The 23101-nt window shown below is 52.8% G+C and carries 21 protein-coding genes; all 21 read left to right on the top strand.

Going from position 1 to position 23101, the window contains the following annotated elements; translation table 11 throughout:
* Positions 1-6 precede the first annotated feature (6 nt).
* Entirely contained in the window at positions 7-1332 is a 1326-nt protein-coding gene (gene der / locus HMPREF9081_RS07010) for a ribosome biogenesis GTPase Der (RefSeq protein WP_040394728.1), read from the top strand.
* Positions 1332-1913 (top strand): glycerol-3-phosphate 1-O-acyltransferase PlsY, encoded by a 582-nt coding sequence (gene plsY / locus HMPREF9081_RS07005; RefSeq protein ID WP_006306415.1) that lies wholly within the window; start codon positions 1332-1334, stop codon positions 1911-1913. Before der ends, plsY begins: the two co-directional genes overlap by 1 nt.
* Positions 1914-2002: 89 nt before the next feature.
* Entirely contained in the window at positions 2003-2449 is a 447-nt protein-coding gene (locus HMPREF9081_RS07000) for an ACT domain-containing protein (RefSeq protein WP_006306414.1), read from the top strand.
* A gap of 18 nt (positions 2450-2467) precedes the next feature.
* The gene (locus tag HMPREF9081_RS06995) at positions 2468-3769 is read left to right on the top strand and encodes a homoserine dehydrogenase (RefSeq protein ID WP_006306413.1); all 1302 of its coding nucleotides are present in this window, start codon (positions 2468-2470) and stop codon (positions 3767-3769) included.
* On the top strand, positions 3766-4719 hold the full coding sequence (thrB, locus tag HMPREF9081_RS06990; RefSeq protein ID WP_006306412.1) for a homoserine kinase: 954 nt from the start codon (positions 3766-3768) through the stop codon (positions 4717-4719). The genes HMPREF9081_RS06995 and thrB overlap by 4 nt, the downstream gene beginning before the upstream one ends.
* Before the next feature lie 135 nt (positions 4720-4854).
* Complete coding sequence (argC, locus tag HMPREF9081_RS06985) at positions 4855-5889, top strand: N-acetyl-gamma-glutamyl-phosphate reductase (protein WP_006306411.1); 1035 nt, start codon at positions 4855-4857, stop codon at positions 5887-5889.
* Between the two features lie 31 nt (positions 5890-5920).
* Positions 5921-7132 (top strand): bifunctional glutamate N-acetyltransferase/amino-acid acetyltransferase ArgJ, encoded by a 1212-nt coding sequence (gene argJ, locus HMPREF9081_RS06980; RefSeq protein WP_006306410.1) that lies wholly within the window; start codon positions 5921-5923, stop codon positions 7130-7132.
* 13 nt (positions 7133-7145) lie between these two features.
* Positions 7146-8030, top strand: coding sequence for an acetylglutamate kinase (gene argB, locus HMPREF9081_RS06975; protein ID WP_006306409.1), 885 nt, complete (start codon positions 7146-7148; stop codon positions 8028-8030).
* Between the two features lie 12 nt (positions 8031-8042).
* Positions 8043-9260, top strand: a complete 1218-nt coding sequence (locus HMPREF9081_RS06970; RefSeq protein ID WP_006306408.1) for an acetylornithine transaminase — start codon at positions 8043-8045, stop codon at positions 9258-9260.
* Positions 9260-10195 (top strand): ornithine carbamoyltransferase, encoded by a 936-nt coding sequence (gene argF, locus HMPREF9081_RS06965; RefSeq protein WP_040394725.1) that lies wholly within the window; start codon positions 9260-9262, stop codon positions 10193-10195. The genes HMPREF9081_RS06970 and argF overlap by 1 nt, the downstream gene beginning before the upstream one ends.
* 188 nt (positions 10196-10383) lie before the next feature.
* On the top strand, positions 10384-11598 hold the full coding sequence (locus HMPREF9081_RS06960) for an argininosuccinate synthase (RefSeq protein ID WP_006306406.1): 1215 nt from the start codon (positions 10384-10386) through the stop codon (positions 11596-11598).
* Positions 11595-13019 (top strand): argininosuccinate lyase, encoded by a 1425-nt coding sequence (argH, locus tag HMPREF9081_RS06955; protein WP_006306405.1) that lies wholly within the window; start codon positions 11595-11597, stop codon positions 13017-13019. The genes HMPREF9081_RS06960 and argH overlap by 4 nt, the downstream gene beginning before the upstream one ends.
* A 107-nt stretch (positions 13020-13126) precedes the next feature.
* Entirely contained in the window at positions 13127-13636 is a 510-nt protein-coding gene (locus HMPREF9081_RS06950; RefSeq protein WP_006306404.1) for a hypothetical protein, read from the top strand.
* Positions 13637-13955: 319 nt separating this feature from the next.
* Positions 13956-15659, top strand: a complete 1704-nt coding sequence (locus HMPREF9081_RS06945; RefSeq protein WP_006306402.1) for a ribonuclease J — start codon at positions 13956-13958, stop codon at positions 15657-15659.
* A gap of 157 nt (positions 15660-15816) precedes the next feature.
* Positions 15817-16668 carry a transketolase gene (locus tag HMPREF9081_RS06940; RefSeq protein ID WP_006306401.1) on the top strand — a complete coding sequence of 284 codons (852 nt, stop codon included), beginning with the start codon at positions 15817-15819 and terminating at the stop codon, positions 16666-16668.
* A gap of 2 nt (positions 16669-16670) precedes the next feature.
* Complete coding sequence (locus HMPREF9081_RS06935) at positions 16671-17612, top strand: transketolase family protein (protein ID WP_040394722.1); 942 nt, start codon at positions 16671-16673, stop codon at positions 17610-17612.
* A 313-nt stretch (positions 17613-17925) separates the two neighbouring features.
* Positions 17926-18975 carry an ABC transporter substrate-binding protein gene (locus HMPREF9081_RS06930; protein ID WP_006306399.1) on the top strand — a complete coding sequence of 350 codons (1050 nt, stop codon included), beginning with the start codon at positions 17926-17928 and terminating at the stop codon, positions 18973-18975.
* Between the two features lie 24 nt (positions 18976-18999).
* Positions 19000-20328, top strand: a complete 1329-nt coding sequence (gene rimO, locus HMPREF9081_RS06925) for a 30S ribosomal protein S12 methylthiotransferase RimO (RefSeq protein ID WP_006306398.1) — start codon at positions 19000-19002, stop codon at positions 20326-20328.
* On the top strand, positions 20328-20819 hold the full coding sequence (locus HMPREF9081_RS06920; RefSeq protein WP_006306397.1) for a CinA family protein: 492 nt from the start codon (positions 20328-20330) through the stop codon (positions 20817-20819). The genes rimO and HMPREF9081_RS06920 overlap by 1 nt, the downstream gene beginning before the upstream one ends.
* Positions 20816-21466: a hypothetical protein gene (locus HMPREF9081_RS06915; protein ID WP_006306396.1), complete on the top strand. Its 651-nt coding sequence runs from the start codon at positions 20816-20818 to the stop codon at positions 21464-21466. The genes HMPREF9081_RS06920 and HMPREF9081_RS06915 overlap by 4 nt, the downstream gene beginning before the upstream one ends.
* Before the next feature lie 43 nt (positions 21467-21509).
* Positions 21510-23084 carry a hypothetical protein gene (locus tag HMPREF9081_RS14475; RefSeq protein WP_006306395.1) on the top strand — a complete coding sequence of 525 codons (1575 nt, stop codon included), beginning with the start codon at positions 21510-21512 and terminating at the stop codon, positions 23082-23084.
* The last annotated feature ends 17 nt before the right edge of the window (positions 23085-23101 follow it).

The following is a 23101-nucleotide window of genomic DNA, read 5'->3' as shown; positions in this document are numbered from 1 at the left end:
AAGACGATGAGCAAGCCTATTGTGGCAGTCGTCGGACGTCCGAATGTCGGTAAATCGACGCTGTTCAATCAGATTGGCAAGAAACGTGTTTCGATTGTCGATGATATGCCCGGAGTGACGCGTGATCGCATCTATATGGATGCGGAATGGCTGAACCATGAGTTTACGATCATCGATACAGGGGGGATTGAATTTGACGAGAGCGATCATATCCTTCGCTCCATGCGCAGTCAGGCAGAACTTGCGATGGAGGAGGCGGATGTCATTCTCTTCCTCGTCGACGGACGTGCGGGGCTGACATCCTCCGATGAAGAGGTTGGTAGACTCCTGCGGCGGACGCAAAAACCTGTCATCCTTGCCGTCAATAAAATTGACAGCTTTGACCGTGAGGCACTGATCTACGATTTCTATTCGCTCGGGCTTGGTGATCCGATTCCCATTTCCGCATCGAATGCGATGAACCTCGGTGATCTGCTGGATGCGATTGTGGCATCCTTTCCCGAGGATACGGGAGAGGGGGCAGAGTCCGATGAGATTGCAATCGCCGTGGTAGGACGTCCGAATGTCGGAAAGTCCTCCCTTGTGAATCGCCTCCTTGGAGAGGAACGTGTCATTGTCAGTGATATGCCCGGAACGACAAGGGATGCGATTGATACACATTTCGTGCGGGACGGGGCGAATTATCTTCTTATCGATACGGCAGGAATGCGCCGCAAGGGGAAGATTACGCTGCCCGTGGAGCGCTACAGTGTCATGCGCTCACTGCGTGCAATTGATCGTGCGGCTGTCGTCGTCATGGTCATCAATGCCGCTGAGGGGATTCTGGAGCAGGATACGAAAATCGCGGGCTATGTGCATGAGTCCGGTAAGGGTGTTATCATTGTTGTCAACAAATGGGATATTTTCCCCGATAAGAACGACAAGTCGACACTTCGGTTTACAGACGATCTGCGCGAGAAACTGGGCTTTCTCCAATATGCCCCGGTGCTCTATACATCGGCGCTCACAGGACAGCGTGTTGAGCGTGTAACGGAGCTTGTCAAATACGTGGCGGAGCAGCAGTCCATGCGTATCAAGACCAGCGTACTCAACGAGCTGATTCGCGATGCTGTTTCGGTCAATCCACCGCCGACGAAGAAGGGGAAGCAGCTCAAAATCCTATTCGTTACGCAGGTGGGGATCGCACCGCCGACATTCATCATATTCGTGAACGATCCGGAACTCATGCACTTTTCCTATCTGCGCTTCATTGAAAATCGCCTGCGCGAGAGTTTTGGCTTTGAGGGAACGCCGCTTCGCCTCGTTGTGCGTGCGCGTAAGGAGGAAGAGTGATGATGGAATATATTCTCACGGGGGTCCTCGCCTATCTGATCGGATCGATTCCGAGCGGGCTGATCCTCGGAAAACTCTTCTGGCATACGGATTTGCGTGAGCACGGGAGTCACAACATTGGTGCAACGAATGCGTGGCGCACACTCGGGAAGGTGCCGGGCATCATTATCTTTATCGCGGACAGCTTCAAGGGACAGGCAGGTGTTTTGCTGGGGGGTATGCTCGTTGGTACGCCGTTTGCCGCTGTCATTGGCGGACTATTTGCGATCATCGGGCACAGTTTCTCGCTTTTTCTCCGTTTTCGCGGTGGGAAAGGGGTTGCAACATCACTTGGCGTTTTGACTATGCTGATGGGGAATGTGACATTTATTGTCTTTGTGCTTTGGTTTACGATTGTCTATATGACGCGTTACGTTTCACTCGGATCGGTCGTTGCAGGTTTTCTGACACCCATTCTTGCCGCTCTTTTCTCCTATCCGATGGAGTACATTGTGTTTTCCGTGATTGCAGCGATTCTCGTGATTGTACGCCATCGTGAGAATATCAAGCGGCTGATGAACGGGACGGAGAATAAAATTTAATTCATGCTTCTATTTGGCGATTGGCTTTCTATATGATATACTTTGACTGTCTGTTATAAGGGGCTTTCTATCCATCGGGGGAATGATTTATGAAAATTGATATGACGGGTGTCTATCTCGTGCGCGAGGAGATTTTGCCGAAAGCGATCAAGAAGACCATTCTCGCAAAGGAAATGATTAACCGGGGCGAAGTGCGCACCGTCAACGAGGCGGTTTCCAAGGTAAATCTCAGCCGCAGTGCGTACTACAAGTACAAGGATTATGTGTATTCGTTCTTTGATGCGACACGCGATAAGATTGTCACGCTCTCCATGCTGCTCAGCCATCGTTCCGGCACGCTGCAGGCGGTTCTTCGCGTCATTGCCGAAGAGGGCGGGAATGTCATGACCATCAATCAGGGGCTTCCTGCACGGGGGGCGGCTACGGTCACGATCTCCCTTGAAACGATAAAGCTGTGCGACGGACTGCAGACACTGTTGGAAAAAGTAGATGTGGTCGATGGGGTACAAAAGCTCGAAGTAATCGGGCAGACCTAATAGGGGGAATGAGATTCTGTGAATACGATTAAGATAGCACTTCTCGGAGCCGGTACGGTTGGCTCCGGTGTTGTGCACACATTGTCTATGAATGCGGCAACGATTACAGGACGCTGCGGCGCATACATTGAGATTAAAAAAATCCTGGTACGGGACGCGAAAAAGCATCGCCCCGAAATCGAGGGGATTCCTCTAACGGATAGTTTCGATGAGATTCTGAACGATGATGAGATCTCCGTCGTTGTAGAGGTTATGGGGGGGATCGCTCCGGCAAAGGACTATATGTTGCGCGCGATGACAGCGGGGAAGCACGTTGTTACGGCAAATAAGGATGTTATTGCCGAGCATCTCTCCGAGCTCTATACCGTTGCGGATGCAAACAATGTGGACTTCCTCTATGAGGCGAGTGTCGGCGGCGGCATCCCCATCATCAAGCCGCTGAAGGAGTGCCTGACGGCGAACAGCATTACAGAGATCATGGGCGTTGTCAATGGGACGACGAACTATATGCTGACAAAGATGACAGAGAAGCATGTCAGCTATGATGCCGTTCTGCGTCGTGCGCAGGAAAAGGGGTATGCGGAGGCAAACCCTTCGGCTGATGTGGACGGTCTGGATGCGGCACGCAAAGCAGCTATTCTTGCCTCTCTTGCTTTCGATACCGTCATCGGTTTCGAGGATGTTTCCGTTGAGGGAATTTCGCACATTACCGAGGATGATATCGAATACGGTCTCAACCTCGGCTATGTCATCAAATTGCTTGCGGTCGGGCGCAATACGGATGAGGGGATTGATGTTCGCGTACATCCTGTGTTCCTCCCCAAGACACATCCGCTCGCCTCAGTCAATGGCGTATTCAACGCGATTTTTGTACGCGGCAATGTTCTCGGTGATGCTATGTTCTACGGGCGCGGCGCAGGTTCACTTCCGACGGCGTCGGCGGTTGTTGCGGACATCATCGAGATTACGCGAGATATTGTAGCCGGTACAACTGGACGGATGAAGTATAAGATCGGGGAGAAAAAGAAGCTCTGCCCCGTGGAAAAGACGAAGTCCTCCTATTATTTGCGCCTTGTTGTTGCGGATGAGCCGGGTGTTCTCGGCGAGATTGCAACGACGTTCGGCCATGCGGGGGTCAGTCTCAAGTCCGTAATTCAGGCGCGCTGGACGGAGGAAGGCAATGCGGAGATTGTCGCCGTGACCCATGTTGTTACCCATGCTGCCGCATCCGCTGCCGTGGAAGCGCTACAGGCACTTCCTGTCGTGCGTGAGGTGCGCAGTCTGATCCGGGTCGCGGACGGGCAGGAGGACTTGTTATGAGCGAACGATCCGTACGAGTTCGGGTTCCTGCGACGAGTGCAAATCTCGGTCCCGGCTTTGATGCGCTGGGGATTGCCTGTACGCTCTACAATGAAATGACGCTGACCCTCACGCATGAGCCGGGGCTTCATATCTCTGCGCGTGGTGAGGGGGCTGCCTATATTCCGGGCGATGAGCGCAATATCGTATGGAAGTCCATTCAGTATCTTCTGCAGCGTGCAGGTTGCGCGGAGGAGTTTCAGGGCGCCCGCATTCGTATGAGCAATCGAATTCCCCTTTCGCGGGGGCTTGGCAGCAGTGCTACGGCTATTGTCGCAGGACTCACGGCGGCAAATGCCTTGATTGACAGTCTGTTCAGTCGCGATGATCTCCTGCAGCTTGCAACGGATATCGAGGGGCATCCCGATAATGTGGCGCCCGCGATCTACGGTGGCTTTACAGTGAATACGGTGACGAATGGTCGTGTGGAGTGCTTTTCGTTTTTGCCGCGTATCTTTCTGCGCTTTGTCGTCATGGTTCCGGACTTCTATCTCTCGACGAAATCTGCGCGACAGGTGTTGCCGGTCGAGGTACCGATGAAGGATGCCGTGTTCAATATCAGTCATGCGGCGATGATGGTGGCTGCACTTGCACGCGGTTCGGAAAAGCATCTCCATAATGCATTTGCAGATGCCCTTCATCAAAACTATCGTGCATCGCTGATCCCGGGGATGTTTGATGTCTTTGCGGCAGCGAAGAAAGCGGGAGCATACGGCGCCGCGCTCAGCGGTGCGGGCCCCTGCCTGATTGCCTTTGTTCCCGAACAACGCAACTGCACAGAGGATGTGGCAGCTGCCATGCAGGAAGCGTTCCGTGCACATGATATCGAGGCACGTCCGCTTCATCTGCGCCTCGATACGAAGGGGGCACGCGTCCTGCGCCGCAAGGATACAGCCGCCTCGAAACAATGACGTTTGCCGGTTTTCACAGCACATTTGCCGAATGGCTGTGGAACCGGCAAATTTTTTTGAAAAAAGGGTTGAAAAATTATACACTCTAGATGTATAATTATTAAATCTTTTCGGAGATGAAATGGAGGAGATGAGATGAAAGCAAGTATTGTGGGAGCATCTGGTTATGCGGGAGAAGAACTTATTCGTCTGCTGCATGGACATCCGAATGTCGAGATCGCTCATCTGACCTCGGAGCGGCATACGGGGGAACGCATATCGAAACTTTATCCACATTTGAAGAATATTTATGAGAATGAATTCGAATCCATGGAGAATGTTCGCCGCATTGCCGAGGGCAGTGATGTGCTCTTCATTGCGCTTCCTCATGGGCATGCAATGAAGATTGTAAAAGAACTTGCAGAGCTGCCCGTGCGCATCATTGATCTGGGTGCGGACTACCGTTTTACAGATACTGCCGTATATGAGGAATGGTACCATGTGGAGCATATTGACACGCATGCAGATCGTGCCTATGGGCTTTCAGAACTCTATCGTGAGCAGGTGCGCTCGGCGCGCATCATCGGCAATGCTGGCTGCTATACGACGGCGAGCATTCTTGCATTGGCGCCGCTCGTCAAGGCACACCTTGTCAACACGGACTCGATCCTTGTCGATGCGGTGTCCGGTGTATCAGGTGCGGGACGCTCCCCGAAGGAGAGCACACATTACCCGGAGTTCTACGACAGTTTTACGGCATATGGTGCCGTGAGTCATCGCCATACGCCGGAGATTGAACAGGCTCTGCACGATGTTGGCGGTGAAAACATCACGATCAATTTTACGCCGCATCTCGCGCCAATCTCGCGTGGAATTCTGACGACATGCTATGCGACGCTACATGAGGGCATATCTGCAGACGAGATTGACGAGGCGTTCGTGTCGCTGTACGCGGATGAGTTCTTTGTCCGTCTGCTTGGCCGCGGTGCATACCCCGCAACGAAGCAGGTGCGCGGCACGAATTACTGCGATATTGCATGGCATATCGACCCGCGCACACACCGCGTCATCGTATTCTCTGCCATTGATAATCTGGTCAAGGGTGCGGCAGGTCAGGCGATTCAAAATATGAACATTGCCTTTGGGCTGGATGAACGCACGGGACTCGATCTCGTGCCCATGTATCCGTAAGAGTGGTTCCGTAAGCGAATGGAGGAAATATATGTTTAGTGAAGCGAATGCCAAAGCGGGTGTTACATTCCCAAAGGGATTTCAGGCAGCCGGCGTCAAGGCGGGCATCAAGAAGAGCGGCAATCTCGATGTTGCCGTGATCTACACTGAAAAGGAAGCCGCAACTGCGGGAACATTTACGAAGAACGCAGTTGCGGCGGCACCCGTACACGTTTCCAAAAAAGTGGTTGCGACGCATGCGGCACATGCCATCGTCGCAAATGCCGGCTGTGCGAATGCATGCACGGGTGCACAGGGGGAAAAGGATGCCGCCGCTATGCAGCAGATCGCGGCAAATGCGCTCGGCTGTACGCCGGATGATGTTATTGTCGGCTCGACGGGCATCATTGGTCAGCTTCTACCAATGGACAAGGTGGATCAGGGAATCAAAGCGGCGGTAAAAGAGCTGTCGGTGGATGGAAGCATGAACGCGGGCAACGCGATCATCACGACGGATACATATTCAAAGGCGGGCGCGACCTCCGTCACGATCGGGGGAAAAGAAGTCCGCTTCGGCATTATCGCGAAGGGCTCCGGCATGATTCGCCCCGATATGGCGACAGTGCTCTGCTTCATCACAACGGATGCGGACATTGACGGCGTTCTCCTGCAGGAAGCACTTTCCGAGGTCATTGAACACAGCCTCAATATGATCTCGATCGACGGCGATATGAGTACGAACGATATGGCGATTGTGCTCGCCAATGGTGCCGCCGGGAATCCGAAAATCACGGAGAAGAATGCGGATTACGAGATGTTCAAGGAGACATTGCTCGTACTCTGTCAGGGTATCTCGGAAAAGATCGCGGCAGACGGCGAGGGTGCAACCAAATTCATCACTGTTCATGTGAAGGGTGCGAAATCGTTTTCTGACGCAAAGACGGTTGGAATGAGCGTTGCGAACAGTCCACTCGTGAAGACGGCGTTCTTCGGTGAGGATCCAAACTGGGGGCGCGTGATCTGTGCGGTCGGCTATGCGGGCGTGCCGATGGATCCGAACCACACGACGGTGAAGTTCGGCGGTATTCCTGTCTATGCAGACGGTGTCGGTGCTTCCTATGATGCCGATGCGCTGCGTACGGTTATGACGGCGCATGATATCGTTGTTGAGATTGATCTGAAGGATGGGGATTCCGAAGCAAAGGTCTGGACATGTGATTTCTCCTATGAATACGTAAAGATCAACGGTGAGTATCACACCTGAGAGGAGGAACGCCATGTACTCTGATAAGGACAAAGCGGAGATCCTTGTAGACGCACTGCCCTACATTCAGGAGTTTTACGGGACGACTGTTGTCATCAAATACGGCGGCAACGCCATGATCAATGACGCACTCAAGGAAAATGTCATGCGCGATGTAGCGCTGATGAAATTTGTCGGAATCCGTCCGATTCTTGTACACGGGGGAGGTCCAGAGATCACGGGCTTCCTCAAAAAAGTCGGCAAGGAATCCTCGTTTGTTTCCGGTCTTCGCGTAACGGATGAGGAGACGGTGGAGATTGCCGAGATGGTTCTCGACGGCAAGCTGAACTCGGAGATCGTGGGACTCCTCAATCTGCGCGGCGTGCGTGCTGTCGGACTCAGTGGGAAGGATGCAGGGCTCATCAAGGCTAAGAAGAAGCTCGCGACCGTATATGAAAACGATATGGAACATGAGGTTGATATCGGCTATGTCGGTGCGGTTACAGAGATTGACACTGCACTCATCACGGATCTCCTGAATCAAGGCTATGTTCCGGTCATTGCCCCTATCGGTATGGGAGAGCACGGGGAGAGCTACAACATCAACGCAGACTATGTTGCGGCAGAGATTGCGGGCGCCATGCGGGCGGAAAAAATGCTGCTCCTCACAGATGTCGAGGGTGTCTATCAAGACTTTACAGACAAGGGGAGCCTGATCTCCCAGCTTCGTATGGATGAAGCAAAGGAATACATCCGTAGCGGCGTCATCGACGGCGGTATGATCCCGAAGGTGGAGGCATGCCTCAGGGCACTTGAAGCGGGAGCGCACAAGGCACATATCATCGACGGGCGTCTGGCGCACTCGATCATCTTGGAGATTTTTACCTCACGCGGTATCGGAACAATGGTGCTTCCGTAGACAGGAGCGACGATGAAAAAAGAAAGCGAAATTATCACACGGGATCAAGAGAGTTATCTTCCCGTTTTCTCACGCTATCCGATTGTCCTCGATCATGGGGACGGTTCGTATGTATGGGATGTGAACGGGCGCAAATATCTCGATGCGCTCGGTGGAATCGCGGTCAATGTGCTCGGTCACAACTATGCGCCGCTCGTAAACGCGATTGGCGATCAGGCAAAGCGGCTCATCCACGTATCGAATCTCTACTACACTGAGCCGCAGGCGGATGCCGCCGCAAAGCTGTCAGGGCTGACGGCAGGCGGCAAGGTGTTCTTCGGGAACTCGGGTGCCGAGGCGAACGAGGGCGCAATCAAGGCGGCGCGCAAATACGCGCATACGATCCGCCCGAACAAATCGCAGATCATCACAGCGCTTGGCAGCTTTCATGGGCGTACGATCGCAACGCTGACGGCGACGGGGCAGGAGAAGTTCCACAGGGGCTTTGAGCCGCTACCGCAGGGATTCGATTACGTGCCGTTCAATGACATTGCCGCGCTCGAAACACAGATGAATGAGAACACGGCAGCGGTTATGCTCGAGCCAATTCAGGGGGAAGGCGGTGTTCGTACTCCTGCGGATGGTTATTTGCAGCAGGTGCGTGAACTCTGTGACAAATACGACGCCCTTCTGATCTTCGACGAGATCCAGACGGGGATGGGGCGCACGGGCAGTTTCTATGCCTATAAGATGTATGGTGTAACGCCCGACATCGTAACACTTGCAAAGGGGCTTGCAGGCGGTGTTCCGACCGGAGCATTCATCGTCACAGAGAAGATCGCTGCGGCATTTCATGCGGGTGACCATGGCTCTACGTTCGGGGGGAATCCGCTCGCCTGCGCGGCGGCGAATGTCGTGCTCAATACGATTGCGAATGATGATTTCCTTGCGGGGGTGCGAGATGTGGGAGCACACTTCAAGCAGGCACTCACGAATTTGCAAAAAAAATATCCCGCACACATTGTCGAGGTGAGGGGTACGGGGCTGATTCTCGGCATGGAGATGAAAGAGAGCGAGGATGCAGCTGCAATTGTGCGCCGCATGCTTGAGCAGGGCGTCATTATCAACTGCACGGCAGGCAATGTCCTGCGCTTTATTCCACCGCTGATTTTCTCAAAGAATGAAGTGGATGAATTGATCGCGGTATTGGATCACTGCGTTCTTGACATATGTGGCAAGGGAGGATTATGATGAACAAGGGTATGGACTTACTCTCCATCCATGAGCTCAGTACAGACGACGTGGAGGAGATTCTTATTCTTGCCGAAGAGCTTAAGGCAAAGCAGAAAGCGGGTATTCCGCATCCGCTGCTTCAGGGCAAGACACTCGGCATGATCTTCGAGAAATCTTCGACGCGGACACGCGTGTCCTTCGAGGTCGGCATGTACCAGCTCGGCGGACAGGCGCTCTTTCTCAGCAGCCGGGACCTGCAGCTCGGGCGCGGTGAGCCGATCAAGGATACGGCGCGTGTGCTCTCACGGTATCTCGACGGCATCATGATCCGCACCTACGGGCATGAACGCATTGAGGAGCTGGCGCGCTATGCGGATATTCCCGTTATCAACGCGCTCAGCGATCTCCTGCATCCCTGTCAGGCACTGACCGATCTGCTCACGATCCGTGAGCACAAGGGCAAAAATCTTGCGGGGCTCAAGATGGCATATGTCGGAGACGGCAACAATATGACCCATTCGCTCATGTATGCCGCGTCAAAGGTCGGCATGCACTTCGCGGCAGCGACACCCGAGGGATATGAGCCGAATGCCGAGGTCGTAGCAAATGCGAAGGCAGATGCGAAGGCGACGGGTGCGACCATCACGGTCACGCACAATCCGATGGAAGCGGTTGCGGGCGCAAATGTCATCGTCACGGACACGTGGGCGAGCATGGGGCAGGAGGCGGAGCACGACGCACGCACGGCGGTCTTCCGTCCCTATCAGGTGAATTGGGAACTCGTTGCCGAGTCAGGCGATGCGCGCTGCATTGTCATGCACTGTCTGCCGGCATATCGGGGAGAGGAGATCACGGAGGATGTCTTTGAGGAGTTTGCCGATGTGATCTTTGACGAGGCGGAGAATCGCCTCCACGTTCAAAAGGCAATCATGGCGCTCGTTATGGGCGACTGATAAGGAATCGCTGATAAAATAGACCCTCAGATTGACGTAGATTTTTTCGTCCGAACAAGGAGGCAAACCGGACGCATAGACAAAGCTATGTGGAGGATTTGCAGGCGTTGTGCGGGCAAAAAAGATGCGTCAAGATGGCGGTGCTGAATTTATCAGTGCTTCCATAATATTAAGGAGATGTTTCAAATATGGCAAAGCAGATCAAAAAGGTAGTTCTTGCGTATTCTGGTGGCCTTGATACCTCGGTTATCATTCCGTGGTTGAAGGAGCATTATGATGGTTGTGAAGTTATTGCTGTCTGTGCCGATATCGGGCAGGGTGAGGAACTCGATCCGGTGCATGACAAGGCACTTGCCTCCGGTGCCTCGAAGGTGCACATCGTTGATCTGACGAGGGAGTTCCTCGAGGAGTATGTCTGGCCGACACTCAAGGCGGGCGCGGTCTACGAGGGAAAGTATCTGCTTGGTACATCGTTTGCACGTCCCGTGATTGCAAAGGCACTTGTCGATATCGCCAAGCGCGAGGGTGCCGACGCGATTGCACATGGCGCAACAGGCAAGGGGAACGATCAGGTGCGCTTTGAGTTGACCGTAAAGGCGCTCGCACCGAACCTTGAGATCATCGCCCCTTGGCGTGAGTGGGATCTTGACTCCCGCACGGCTGAGATCGCATATGCCAAGAAGCATGGCATTCCGGTTGCAGAGGACAACAAGACGTACAGCATGGATCGAAACATCTGGCATCTCTCCCATGAGGGGTCTGATCTCGAGGATCCTGCAAACGAACCGAAGAACTCCATGTTCCTCATCTCCTGTGCACCGGAGGATGCGCCGGATGCACCGGAATACGTCTCCATCTCGTTCGAGCAGGGGGTTCCCATTGCCGTCAACGGTGAGAAACTCGGCGCGGTCGAACTCCTGACCAAGCTCAATGAGATCGGTGCACGCAACGGCGTTGGCATCGTCGATATCTGCGAGAATCGTCTCGTCGGCATGAAGTCGCGCGGTGTCTATGAGAATCCGGGTGGCTCGATCCTCTACTATGCACACCGCGAACTCGAATACCTCTGTCTTGATCGTGCGACCTATCACTACAAGGAAGGGCTTGCAATTCGCTACGGCGAGCTTGTCTATGATGGCATGTGGTTCTGTCAGCTGCGCGAGGCGCTTGCCGCATTCGTGGACAGCACGCAGGAAAGTGTGACGGGCGAGGTGCGCCTCAAGCTCTACAAGGGTAACATCATCTCTGCGGGTGCAACGTCGCCGTATTCTCTCTATAGCAAAGAATTTGTCACGTTCGAGCACGACGATGTCTATAATCAGGCGGACGCGACGGGCTTTATCAACCTCTTCGGGCTGCCGCTCAAGGTGCGCGCACTCATGCAGGAGGAGCAGAGTAAATGAGCGAAAAGCTCTGGGGTGGTCGCTTTTCCAAGACGACCGATGAGATGATCAACGAGTTTCAGGCATCCATTGGATTTGATCGTCGCATGTACCGCGAGGACATCGCAGGTTCGCTTGCGCACGCCGCCATGCTTGCCAAGGCGGGTATTCTCTCGAAAGAGGATTGTGCGGCAATCGAGAAGGGACTGCGTGATATCCTCGCGCAGATCGAGCACGGAGAATTTTCGTTCAGTGTAGAACTCGAAGATATTCATATGAATATCGAAAAACGCCTCACGGACGCGATCGGCGATGCAGGCAGTCGTCTGCACACGGCGCGCAGCCGCAACGATCAGGTAGCACTTGATACACATATGTTTGTGCGCCATGCTGTCGTGGAAGTGCTGGGGTCTATCAGAGAACTACAGCAGGCATTTGTGGAGACTGCATCCGCAAATAAGGATGTTATCATGCCGGGGTACACGCATCTGCAGCGTGCTCAGCCCATCCTCTTCGCGCATCATCTTATGGCATATTTTTGCATGCTTACGCGGGATTTTGAGCGTTTTCAGGGCGTCTATGCGCGGACAGACATCATGCCGCTTGGTGCCGGCGCACTCGCGGGCACAACCCTGCCGATCGATCGTGCGTTTGTCGCGAAAAAATTGAACTTCGAGCGCATCTATATGAACAGCATGGATGCGGTCAGTGACCGCGATTACATCCTTGAATTCCTCTCGGCAGCCTCTATCCTTATGGTTCACCTCTCGCGCCTCTCGGAGGAGATCATCCTCTGGTGTTCTCGTGAGTTTTCCTTCGTGGAACTGGATGACGCGCACTGCACTGGCTCGTCCATGATGCCACAGAAGAAAAATCCTGATGTCTCTGAGCTTGTACGCGGCAAAACGGGACGCGTTGTCGGTCATCTCATGGCGATGCTCACTGCAGTCAAGGGGCTTCCGCTTGCCTACAACAAGGATTTGCAGGAGGACAAGGAGGGGCTGTTTGACGCCATCGACACGGTGAAGTTCAGCCTTGCAGTCTATGCCCAGCTCATCCGCGGCATGAAGGTGCGTGCGGATGTTATGCGCCATGCCGTCGAGGAGGATTTCTCGAATGCGACCGATCTTGCAGATTATCTTGTGCGCAAGGGAATGCCGTTCCGTCAAGCACACAGCGTTTCGGGACAGGCGGTCGCACTCTGCATTGAGCGCGGCATTTGGCTCGCGGATCTCTCCCTTGGGGACTATCAGAAGCTTTCCGCGCTCTTCGAGGAAGATGTGTATGAGGCAATTCGTCCGGAAACCTGCGTTTCCTGTCGAAACTCCTATGGCGGAACCTCGTATGAACAGACAGCAATGCAACTGAATGCGGCGCAAGAGCTGATGACGGAGGAGCAGGATCTCATTTCTGCCCTTACAAAGAAGCAGGAAGTACTCTAAGCTCTTTGGCGCTAAGTGCTAAAGATTTATCAAAGAGTAATACACTGTTAAGAGCTGTCAAAACATAGGGACAGATAATAGGAAATGACAGAAAAGGAGGAGTTTCGATGAAGAAATGTGCGATACTGGCTGCGGCGATCGGTCTTTCTCTATCTTCGGCAGCGATGGCAGCGCCGATCAATCATCTCGGTGCACATGATACCGCTGTCGGCGTCGGTACGAAAGAAGCCTACATTGAGCATAAGGCGACGGATGAGATTACGATCGGCGTGGGTCGTAATGACCGCGATGAGTATGGCAATCCGAAGGATGTTTATCTGCAGTACAATGTCCTCGGACAGAACATCCGTCTGCTCGGCGGCTATCGTTGGGATATGGGGCAGACAAACAAGGACAATGCTTATGGCGGATTGGCTCTCAGCACGCCCACAATACCAGTCATTGGATTCAATGCCTATGCATCCTACATTGCGGGTAAGGATTTCAACGAGTCTCAGGTTGGCCTCAACAAATCCCTGATCGCAAATCTGGATCTCAATGTAAACTATCACAATTTCAAACCGGATCACGGAAAGCATGAGAACGGTGTCGGCGTCGGTCTTACGATGCGTTTCTGATCCCTATTGTACAATTGGACACTCTCCGCACATGGAGGGTGTCTTTTTATGCGTGCTGCTAAATTTTATTTGCATTGTTGGTCTTGGAATGGTAGAATAGCCCTAAGTGAATGGATCGGATCATTTTTCTTGCGGTTTTCGAGTTGCTGTGCGGTCGTTTTTTTTCACAGCAATGATGTCGGAAACGGCGCTTTCCCATGTGGCGACAATGGAGGATTTCCTCCGGTCGCTATATTTTCGTGTGGATGAATTCTGATTTCATGATCGAATGGATGAGCATTTATTGAAATAGGGATACAGTGAAGATGTCCCGCATACTATGGAGGTGTGTTTTTTGTCGTTAAATCGTAATGGCAATCATGGGAAAAATGTGCAGAAGGTACAGGTCATACCGCTTGGCGGTCTTGGCGAGATCGGAAAGAACATGACTGCCATCCGCGTGGATGATGAGATTCTCGTTGTGGACTCCGGGCTTATGTTCCCGGAGGAGGATATGCTCGGCATTGATCTCGTCATTCCGGATATCACGTATTTGATCGAGAATCGGGACAAGGTCAAGGCAATCGTCCTGACGCATGGGCATGAGGATCATATCGGTGCTCTGCCCTATGTGATGAAGCAAATCCCCGTCCCTGTCTACGGGACACGGCTGACGCTCGGTATCCTTGAGGGGCGTCTCAAAGAAAACGGTGTAGATTCGAGCAATCTGCACTCCGTGATGGCAGGGGATATCATCAACATTGGATGCTTCAGCGTCGGCTTTATCCGCGTGAACCATTCGATTCCCGATGCCGTCGGGCTTTCGATCAAGACGCCCGTCGGCATGATCGTCCACACGGGCGACTTCAAGCTGGACTACACGCCGGTGGACGGGCAGATGACGGACTTTCGCCGCTTCTCCGACCTCGGCAACAAAGGGGTTCTGCTCCTTCTTGCGGACAGTACGAATGCAGAGCGTGAGGGGCATACGGCGAGTGAGCGTACGGTCGGTGCGGCGTTCGATAAGTCGTTTCATAACGTGCGTGGGCGCATCATCGTCGCGACGTTCTCCTCGAATGTGCATCGCATCCAGCAGGTTATCGATACGGCAGTGAAGTACAAACGCCGCGTTGCCGTGCTTGGTCGCAGCATGGAGAATGTCGTCGGTATCTCCCTTGAACTTGGCTATCTGAATGCGCCGGAGGGCACAATCATCGGCATTGATGAGGTCAACAACTTCCGTCCCGAACAGATCGTCATCGTGACGACGGGCAGTCAGGGCGAACCGATGTCCGCGCTCTCGCGCATGGCGGCGTCCGATCATCGGAAGATCACAATTGTGCCGGGCGATACTGTCATCATCTCGGCGACACCGATTCCAGGCAACGAGAAGCTGGTTTCCAAGACTGTGGATAATCTGATGAAGCTTGGCGCAAATGTCATCTATGGGCGCGACAAGGGCATCCACGTTTCGGGACACGGTAGCCGTGAGGAGCTCAAACTCATGCACAACCTCGTGCGACCGAAGTTCTTTATGCCTGTTCATGGTGAGTACCATCACCTTGTCCAGCACGCGAGTCTTGCGCGCGAGCTTGGCATGCCGAAGGAAAATATTTTCATCAGCGAGAACGGTCAGATTCTCGAATTCACGAAGGAGAAGGGGCAGGTCGTTGGGCGCGTGCAGTCCGGCATGGTGATGGTTGACGGTCTCGGTGTCGGTGACGTTGGCAACATCGTTTTGCGTGACCGCCGTCAGCTCTCGCAGGATGGTATCCTCATTATTGTAGTTACGATGGATCGGCAGAATAATCGCGTGGTTTCGGGACCTGACATTGTTTCACGCGGATTCGTCTATGTGCGTGAGTCGGAAGCTCTGATGGAGGAGGCACGAGCGCGCGTTCAACAGGCGCTTGATCGCTGTGAGGATGAAAACGTGCGCGAATGGTCGGCGATTAAATCGAATGTACGCGATGCGCTCAGCCGTTATCTCTTCGATAAGACACGCCGTCGCCCGATGATTCTGCCCATCATTATGGAGATCTGAGATAGTTTCATAGAGAGGAAGTCGCCTTCTTGGGGTGACTTTTTCATTTGTAAATATTTCAGAAAAAATGTGACTTTATGTATATTGCAGGCAAAAGAAAAAAAGGTAAAATGAATGCAGTATCGATAATAATTTGATTGGGGCAAGGAGGAGTTTTATGACGGCAGCTGAACAGAAGGAGCTCCGGCTTTTTGCGGTGAAGGTGCGTGAGGGGATTTTGCGCGGCACGCACGCGGCAAAGAGTGGTCATCCGGGTGGCTCACTTTCATCGACGGAGTACTTTACCTATCTTTACAACCGAGAGCTTCGCGTAGATCCGAAGAACCCACACGATCCGAATCGAGATCGTTTTGTCCTCTCGAAGGGGCATGTTGCACCCGGTCTCTATGCAACGCTTGCCAATCGTGGCTTTTTTCCGGTGGAGGAACTCCTGACACTCCGTCATATCGATTCGCGTCTGCAGGGGCATCCGAACATGAACCTCACGCCGGGTGTTGATATGTCTACAGGCTCGCTTGGGCAGGGAATCTCGACAGCGGCAGGAATGGCAAAGGGCGCAAAGTATCTGGGGAAGGACATCAATGTCTATACACTCCTTGGTGACGGCGAACTTGCTGAGGGGCAGGTCTGGGAGGCACTCATGTTCTCCGCCCATTTTAAGCTCGACAATCTCTGCATTGCGGTGGATATCAACGGGCTTCAAATTGATGGAGCGACGGCAGATGTCATGAATACAGCTCCCGTTGATAAGAAATTCGAGGCATTTGGCTGTGCGGTCATCTCGATTGATGGACACGACTACAATGCCCTCGAGGAAGCGTTCAAGACGTTCCATGCGAATAAAGGGACGGGCAAGCCGACGGCGATTTTGATGAAAACGGTGAAGGGCAAGGATATCTCCTTCATGGAGAACAAGGCCAGCTGGCATGGCAAGGCACCCAATGATGACGAACTCGCACAGGGACTCGAGGAACTTGCTGCGATTCGCAAGGCGATTGAGGAGGCATGAGCATGGCAGACGTAAAGAAAATTGCAACGCGTGACAGTTACGGGAATGCACTTGTAGAACTTGGCAAGGAACACACGGATGTCGTTGTCCTAGATGCGGATCTTGCAGGTGCAACGAAGAGCGGAACCTTTAAGAAAGCATTTCCGGATCGTCATTTCAACTGTGGAATTGCAGAATGTGATATGGTCGATGTCGGCGCGGGACTCTCGACGATGGGACTTGTTCCATTTGTGTCAACCTTTGCCATGTTTGCGGCGGGACGTGCCTATGAGCAGGTGCGCAATACCATCGGCTACCCGCATCTGAATGTCAAGATTTGCGCGACACACGGCGGTATCTCGGTCGGCGAAGATGGAGCCTCTCATCAGTGCTGTGAGGACTTTGCACTGATGCGCACGATTCCTGGGATGACGGTTATGTGTCCCTCGGACGATGTCGAGGCACGAAAGATGGTGCACGTTGCATACGAGATGGATGGGCCTGTATACATTCGCTTCGGTCGTGCAGCAACGCCGGTTTACCATGATGAGTCCTTCACGTTTAAGGTAGGCAAGGGAGAGGTCCTTCAAGAAGGTAAGGATGTAGCGATTATTGCAACGGGCATTCTCGTTCCCGAGGCGATCGAGGCGGGAAAACGTCTTGTAGCCGAGGGGATTCATGCTCGCGTGATCAATATGGCGACGATCAAACCCCTAGATGAGGAACTTATCATTCAGGCAGCTCAGGACTGTGGACGTGTTGTGACGGTTGAGGAACACAATATTCTTGGTGGCTTGGGCGAGGCTGTTGCTGCTGTTCTCGCAGAGAAATGTCCGACACTTGTGCACCGCATTGGCGTTCGGGATGAGTTCGGTCATTCTGGACCTGCAGCGGAGCTGCTGAAACAGTTCGGACTCACTGCAGAGCATATTGTGGCACAGACAAAGACACTCGTTGGAAAATAAGTAAGGAATCGCTGATAAAATAGACCCTCAGATTGGCGTAGATTTTTTCGTCCGATTGAGGAGGCAAACCGGACGCATAGCCAAAGCTATGTGGAGGATTTGTCGACGAAGTGTGGGCAAAAAAGATACGTCAAGATGGCGGGCTGAATTTATCAGTGGTTCCTAAATTTGGAAGGGCGCTTTTACCTTTGTAGAGGCGTCTTTTTATTGCACAAGAGTAGCTTGCCTCGTACGGATAAAATGGCTTGTGGATTTTGGAGGAATTGTTTATAATATACAAAGGCTAATTTTTCTAACCGAAAGAGGATTTTTCATGAAGCGGTATACTCTGTTTATCATGATAACAGTCATCCTCGTGACACTGTTTGCTGTGGGGTCTGCATATCTGTCGTCGGGGGGGCGTGGTGTCCAGCGCCATCCCATGCAGGAAATTACAGCCTATACATCGTTTCCGGCAGAGGTTGCGGCGGTGCTGTCCGAGGAATATGAAAAAGAGTATAATATCCGTGTCAACTTCGTTCAGCTGTCATCCGAACAGATTCTAAGACGTCTGCGTGAGCAGTCTCTTGGTGAAAGTGATGGCAAGGCGGCGCTCATTCTGGCAGACCGTGAGACACTGGATCGTGCGGCTGCTGCCGGCTATCTCATGCCATATATCTCAGAGAAAAGTGATCAGGTTGCAGATTCGTTCCGTCATCCAAATCGCTACTGGACAGGAGTATGGTACGATCCTGTGGTTTTTGCGGTGAATCAGGATTATCTGCGGACTCATCTCGACCTGCCAAACTCGTGGCAACAACTCGCACAGCAGCGCGACGTCCGCATCGGAACAACAGATTTCATGGCGGCAGATGCCTCCTCGAATCTGCTCTACAGTATGATTGCCGAGTATGGGGATCAGCGTGCCTTTGAAATTTGGCGCAGAATACAGCCGAAGATTATGCAGTACTCTAAATATCTGCATACACCAGTACGACAGGCGGGAATGGGCGAGGTGGATCTTTCGGTGGCAGTTTTGAGCGAAACGCTCCGCTATGTGCACGACGAATATCCCATTCGCATTCTTTATCCTACAGATGGGACGTCTGCTGTCATCTATGGCACGGGCATTGCATTTCGCTCGCCGGAGCGTGATGCGCGCGCGGCAGAGGTGTTTGCGGACTGGCTGCTGTCGGATGAGGCACAGCTTGCACTTGCGCAGCATCGCTTCTATTTCCTGACGACGAATCCCATGACGCTTTCCTATCAGATGTTTGCGGGGAAGAATATCAATATTTTTAGGAGCAGACCGTATTTTAGCAAGGAGGAAAAGGAGATCCTCCTGGATCGCTGGATCAAAGAGGTACGGTTCTATGAAGAGTAACGGAAGCCAGAGGAGAGTTTATCAGTGAAAGCGGGTTTTATCAGTCTCGGTTGTGCAAAGAACCTTGTTGATACTGAGGTCATGCTCGGCATTATGCGGGAGCATGGAATTGAGATCACCAATGAGCCGGCAGAGGCGGATATCCTGATCGTCAACACCTGCGCCTTCATCCAATCTGCAAAGGAAGAATCCATTACAACAGTACTCGGGATGGCGGACTATAAGGAAACAGGGCGCTGCCGCAGTCTCATTGTTGCGGGGTGTCTCGGGCAGCGGTACGGGCAGCAACTGCTCGATGAGATTCCGGAGGCCAATGCCATCATCGGCACGGGAGCGTGGAGTCGCATCATGGAGGTTATCCAAGAAACGCTGAAGGGCCGACGGCTTTTGATTGCGGGGAAGGACGAGACCATCTATGATGCCAAGACTCCGCGCGTGCGTACAACGCCCAACTATACTGCCTATGTGAAGATCGCAGAGGGCTGCGATCATCGGTGTGCATTCTGTGCGATTCCACTGATTCGCGGCAGCTTCCGAAGCCGGGATATGGAGGATATTATTGCGGAGGCGCAGGAACTGGCAGAGAACGGTGTGCGCGAGCTCATTTTGATTGCGCAGGACAGCGCAAACTATGGTCTGGATCGCTATAAAAAGCCAATGCTTCCAGCGCTTTTGCGGGAGCTGGCGAAGATTGAGAAAATTGCATGGGTTCGCGTATTATACAGCTATCCGAAATACTTTACGGATGAACTCATCGAGGTGTTTGCAACCGAGCCCAAGGTTGTAAAATATGTGGATCTTCCTCTTCAACATGCACATAATGCCGTCCTGCGGTCGATGAACCGCCCAGATACGCGTGAAGGTGTGGATAAGCTGATCAAAAAGCTGCGTGACCGCATTCCGGGGGTGGCGATTCGCTCGACCTTCATTGTTGGCTTTCCCGGCGAGACAGACACACATTACCAAGCGCTTCGTTCCTTTGTGGAGGAGCAGCGTTTCGATAAAGTTGGAATCTTTACTTACTCCGAGGAGGAGGGTACGCCTGCAGCAAATATGGCGCATAAGGTCTCCGAGGAGGTTATGCAGGAACGCTATCATGATTTGATGAGCCTCCAGAGCAAGATCTCGGAGGAGATTAATATCAGTTTCGAAAATCAGGAAATGGATGTCCTGATCGAGGGGCGTGATTCAGAACAGCAGGCGATTGCGGTTGGACGTTCCTATCGGGAAGCTCCTGAGGTGGACGGGCAGATCTACATCGAGGACGATACAGTGAGTCGTGTGGGCGATATTGTACGCGTCCGCCTCCTTCAGGGATTTACCTATGACATTGTGGGTGAGAGGGTGCACTGATGGCTTTTGCAGATGAAACGCTGTCTGAGAGGACGGGGCGGGAACTGCATGAGGCGGGATTGACGATTGCCTGTGCGGAATCCTGTACCGGAGGACTCCTTACAAGTACGCTCACAGATATGTCCGGCAGTTCCAGCTATGTCATGGGAAGCATTGTATCCTACGCCAATCATGTGAAGGCACGTATCCTCCACGTTTCTGAGGAGACTCTTACCGTTTACGGTGCCGTTTCGGAGGAGACGGCGCGAGAGATGGCAGAAAATGTGCGTCAACTGATACAGACGGACATTGGAGTGGGAATTACGGGAATTGCAGGTCCTGGCGGCGGTTCGGCAGAAAAGCCCGTCGGACTGGTTTATATTGCGGTAGCCGACCACACACATACAGTTGTCCGAAAAAATAATTTTTCCGGAACACGGATAGAAAATAAACAAGCGGCAGTTGAAAAAGCACTTGCCATGATCTGCAACGTGATAAGGAGAACCACATGATAAAGAGGTATCGAAAAATAGCTGCAACCGTCTTTGCTTCGGCGGTTTTATCCAGTGCATCATATGCATTTTCTGCTGAGGCAGCAGATGTGGAGACTGTGCAGGCTGTGGGACAATCGGTACCGGAACTTTCCTACTCCTATAAGAGTGAGGCTTACGGTTATCAGATCCTGTGTCCGAAACCACCTGTCGGAGTCATTCCTGCCAGTACGCTGTTTGAAAATCGCACAGGTGAGATTCTGATTTTTGAGAACGAAGAATATCACATCAAAAATGCGTGGGTTGTTCTCATCAATGCATTTCCCGAGGAAGCTCTGCCCGATCTCAATCGCATTGATCCCGAGGAAGCTACCACACTTTTGGCACGCATTATGGGAAGCAATGGTTATGAAGGGATCATGCTTGTCAAACTGACTGAGAACAATAAGGCGATCTTTGCCACCACAGCCAAAGAGGTTGAAATTGATGAAGATGGTGATGGTATAACAGATGCCACTGCGACGGCAGACAATCAAATGGCAGTCTTGTTTTTCCGCGGCGAAAACGGAGAGCGCTACGGACTCGAGCTTATCGACAATCCGGATTTGCGTGCCGCATCTGTCGCTTCTTTTTTGGCCGGGGCACGTACACTGCACGCACGGATGTGAGCAGTTGTTTTCATAACGATAGAGAATTGAAGGAGAAATATCAATGAAGATGTCATCAAGGAAAACAATGCTCACCGCTGCGGTGCTTGTTACACTTTCATCGGGGACTACATATGCTGCTACGCCGGAAACGGTGGATTCACAGGATCTGTTTCATGCCAATCGACTGGTGACAGATCCTGCTAAGAATCCTGCGGTAGAGGAAACTTCTGTAGGCGATCAGTATGAGGCGTCGATTTCAGGACAAAAGAAGACATCTTCATCTGCACAGGCGCCGGAAACATCTACGCAGGTAAAGCCCGCGCGGCTTCGTTGGGAGAGTGTTGATGCACGCCTTGCAGCGCGCAATAATGAGCCCTCCTTCAATCTTTCCGCACAAAAGGCAAAGCCTGTCATCATCACAGCGGAAGATATCCGTCGTGAGGAGAAGCTCGCGGCGAAAGAGGGGCGTCCTGTCCGTGAGCTTGTCGGCGACGTGAATATGAATCGTCCGGTACCGCCGCCAAGACCAAAGAAATCAACATCTCATACCGAGGCAGAGAGTTATGTGAATGGGGCTGCGGCATCCACATCCACCAATGCAATGTCTTCCACAGACCATCCGCGTTCTGCGCAGGCATCTGCTGCATCGAATGAGATGTATCGGACTCCTTCCGGTTCGGGGCGGCAGATGTCTGAACAGGCAGCTGTTGCGTCAGGTCAGGCTTATGCACCATTTAACGCGCAGCATACCGACCAACAGGCTCCCGGATCTACGCAGCATGGATACATATCACAAACTGCCCCCAATACGGTCACCTCATCGAATACGCCATCTCCGGATATTATGCAGCAGGCAGAGAGAATGGCACAGACCCCTTCTTCCGGTTCGGGGCGGCAGATGTCTGAACAGGTAGCTGTTGCGTCAGGTCAGGCTTATGCATCGTTTAACGCGCAGCATACCGACCAACAGACTCCCGGATCTGCACAGCATGGATACGTATCACAAACTGCCCCCAATACGATCACCTCATCGAATACGCCATCTCCGGATATCATGCAGCAGGCAGAGAGAATGGCACAGACCCCTTCCTCGACGCTGCCGTCTGCAACAGTCTCCTCTGCAGGAGCGGTCGCAGAGGTGGAACAGCGCCCCTCACGCTCGCATTATTCCCAGCTTCCGCATGAAGAGTTTTCTCTGACACCTGCTGCAGAGAACGGCGCAGCGCCGAGACAGCCGGAGAAATTCGAAGCCCTTGGGGGTATGCCTGCACAAAGACCTATTGCCCCAGCTGTCAAAGATGTGGCACCAGCGGTGGAACGTTCTGTGCGTCCGGAGGGTGTTCCTGCGTTGTCTCCGCGGCAGGTAACGCAGAATAATGTGGATGATCTTGCCGGCATTTCGGATGAGGTGCGCCGTCATATTCTGGCCGGTCAGCTTGCCATGGAGGTTCAGCTTCAGAGGGATCCGAGCGTTGCAGGGATGCGCGCCATTACGAAAGTACTGCGCGAGAATACAACACTGACACGTTTGCAGAAGATTGACTTCCTCATTGGTTTTGGACGCGCACTGCACCGTAGTGGTCTCCCGCGTCAGCAGGAAGCACTTCTCATCAAGACGATTGCAGAATCATTTTGACAGGAACCGGATGGGGG

The sequence above is a fragment of the Centipeda periodontii DSM 2778 genome (assembly GCF_000213975.1).
Taxonomy (GTDB): domain Bacteria; phylum Bacillota; class Negativicutes; order Selenomonadales; family Selenomonadaceae; genus Centipeda; species Centipeda periodontii.
This window is presented reverse-complemented; position numbering and strand designations above follow the sequence as displayed.

Bases quoted from the DNA above. Each gene is read 5' to 3' on its own strand.
- HMPREF9081_RS06970 (WP_006306408.1), top strand. From the start codon at position 8,043: ATGAAAAAAGAAAGCGAAATTATCACACGGGATCAAGAGAGTTATCTT.
- plsY (WP_006306415.1), top strand. From the start codon at position 1,332: ATGATGGAATATATTCTCACGGGGGTCCTCGCCTATCTGATCGGATCG.
- HMPREF9081_RS06915 (WP_006306396.1), top strand. From the start codon at position 20,816: ATGATAAAGAGGTATCGAAAAATAGCTGCAACCGTCTTTGCTTCGGCG.
- HMPREF9081_RS14475 (WP_006306395.1), top strand. From the start codon at position 21,510: ATGAAGATGTCATCAAGGAAAACAATGCTCACCGCTGCGGTGCTTGTT.
- HMPREF9081_RS07000 (WP_006306414.1), top strand. From the start codon at position 2,003: ATGAAAATTGATATGACGGGTGTCTATCTCGTGCGCGAGGAGATTTTG.
- argB (WP_006306409.1), top strand. From the start codon at position 7,146: ATGTACTCTGATAAGGACAAAGCGGAGATCCTTGTAGACGCACTGCCC.
- argF (WP_040394725.1), top strand. From the start codon at position 9,260: ATGAACAAGGGTATGGACTTACTCTCCATCCATGAGCTCAGTACAGAC.
- argJ (WP_006306410.1), top strand. From the start codon at position 5,921: ATGTTTAGTGAAGCGAATGCCAAAGCGGGTGTTACATTCCCAAAGGGA.
- HMPREF9081_RS06960 (WP_006306406.1), top strand. From the start codon at position 10,384: ATGGCAAAGCAGATCAAAAAGGTAGTTCTTGCGTATTCTGGTGGCCTT.
- der (WP_040394728.1), top strand. From the start codon at position 7: ATGAGCAAGCCTATTGTGGCAGTCGTCGGACGTCCGAATGTCGGTAAA.
- HMPREF9081_RS06935 (WP_040394722.1), top strand. From the start codon at position 16,671: ATGGCAGACGTAAAGAAAATTGCAACGCGTGACAGTTACGGGAATGCA.
- HMPREF9081_RS06945 (WP_006306402.1), top strand. From the start codon at position 13,956: ATGGAGGTGTGTTTTTTGTCGTTAAATCGTAATGGCAATCATGGGAAA.
- HMPREF9081_RS06920 (WP_006306397.1), top strand. From the start codon at position 20,328: ATGGCTTTTGCAGATGAAACGCTGTCTGAGAGGACGGGGCGGGAACTG.
- HMPREF9081_RS06950 (WP_006306404.1), top strand. From the start codon at position 13,127: ATGAAGAAATGTGCGATACTGGCTGCGGCGATCGGTCTTTCTCTATCT.
- argH (WP_006306405.1), top strand. From the start codon at position 11,595: ATGAGCGAAAAGCTCTGGGGTGGTCGCTTTTCCAAGACGACCGATGAG.
- thrB (WP_006306412.1), top strand. From the start codon at position 3,766: ATGAGCGAACGATCCGTACGAGTTCGGGTTCCTGCGACGAGTGCAAAT.
- HMPREF9081_RS06930 (WP_006306399.1), top strand. From the start codon at position 17,926: ATGAAGCGGTATACTCTGTTTATCATGATAACAGTCATCCTCGTGACA.
- argC (WP_006306411.1), top strand. From the start codon at position 4,855: ATGAAAGCAAGTATTGTGGGAGCATCTGGTTATGCGGGAGAAGAACTT.
- HMPREF9081_RS06940 (WP_006306401.1), top strand. From the start codon at position 15,817: ATGACGGCAGCTGAACAGAAGGAGCTCCGGCTTTTTGCGGTGAAGGTG.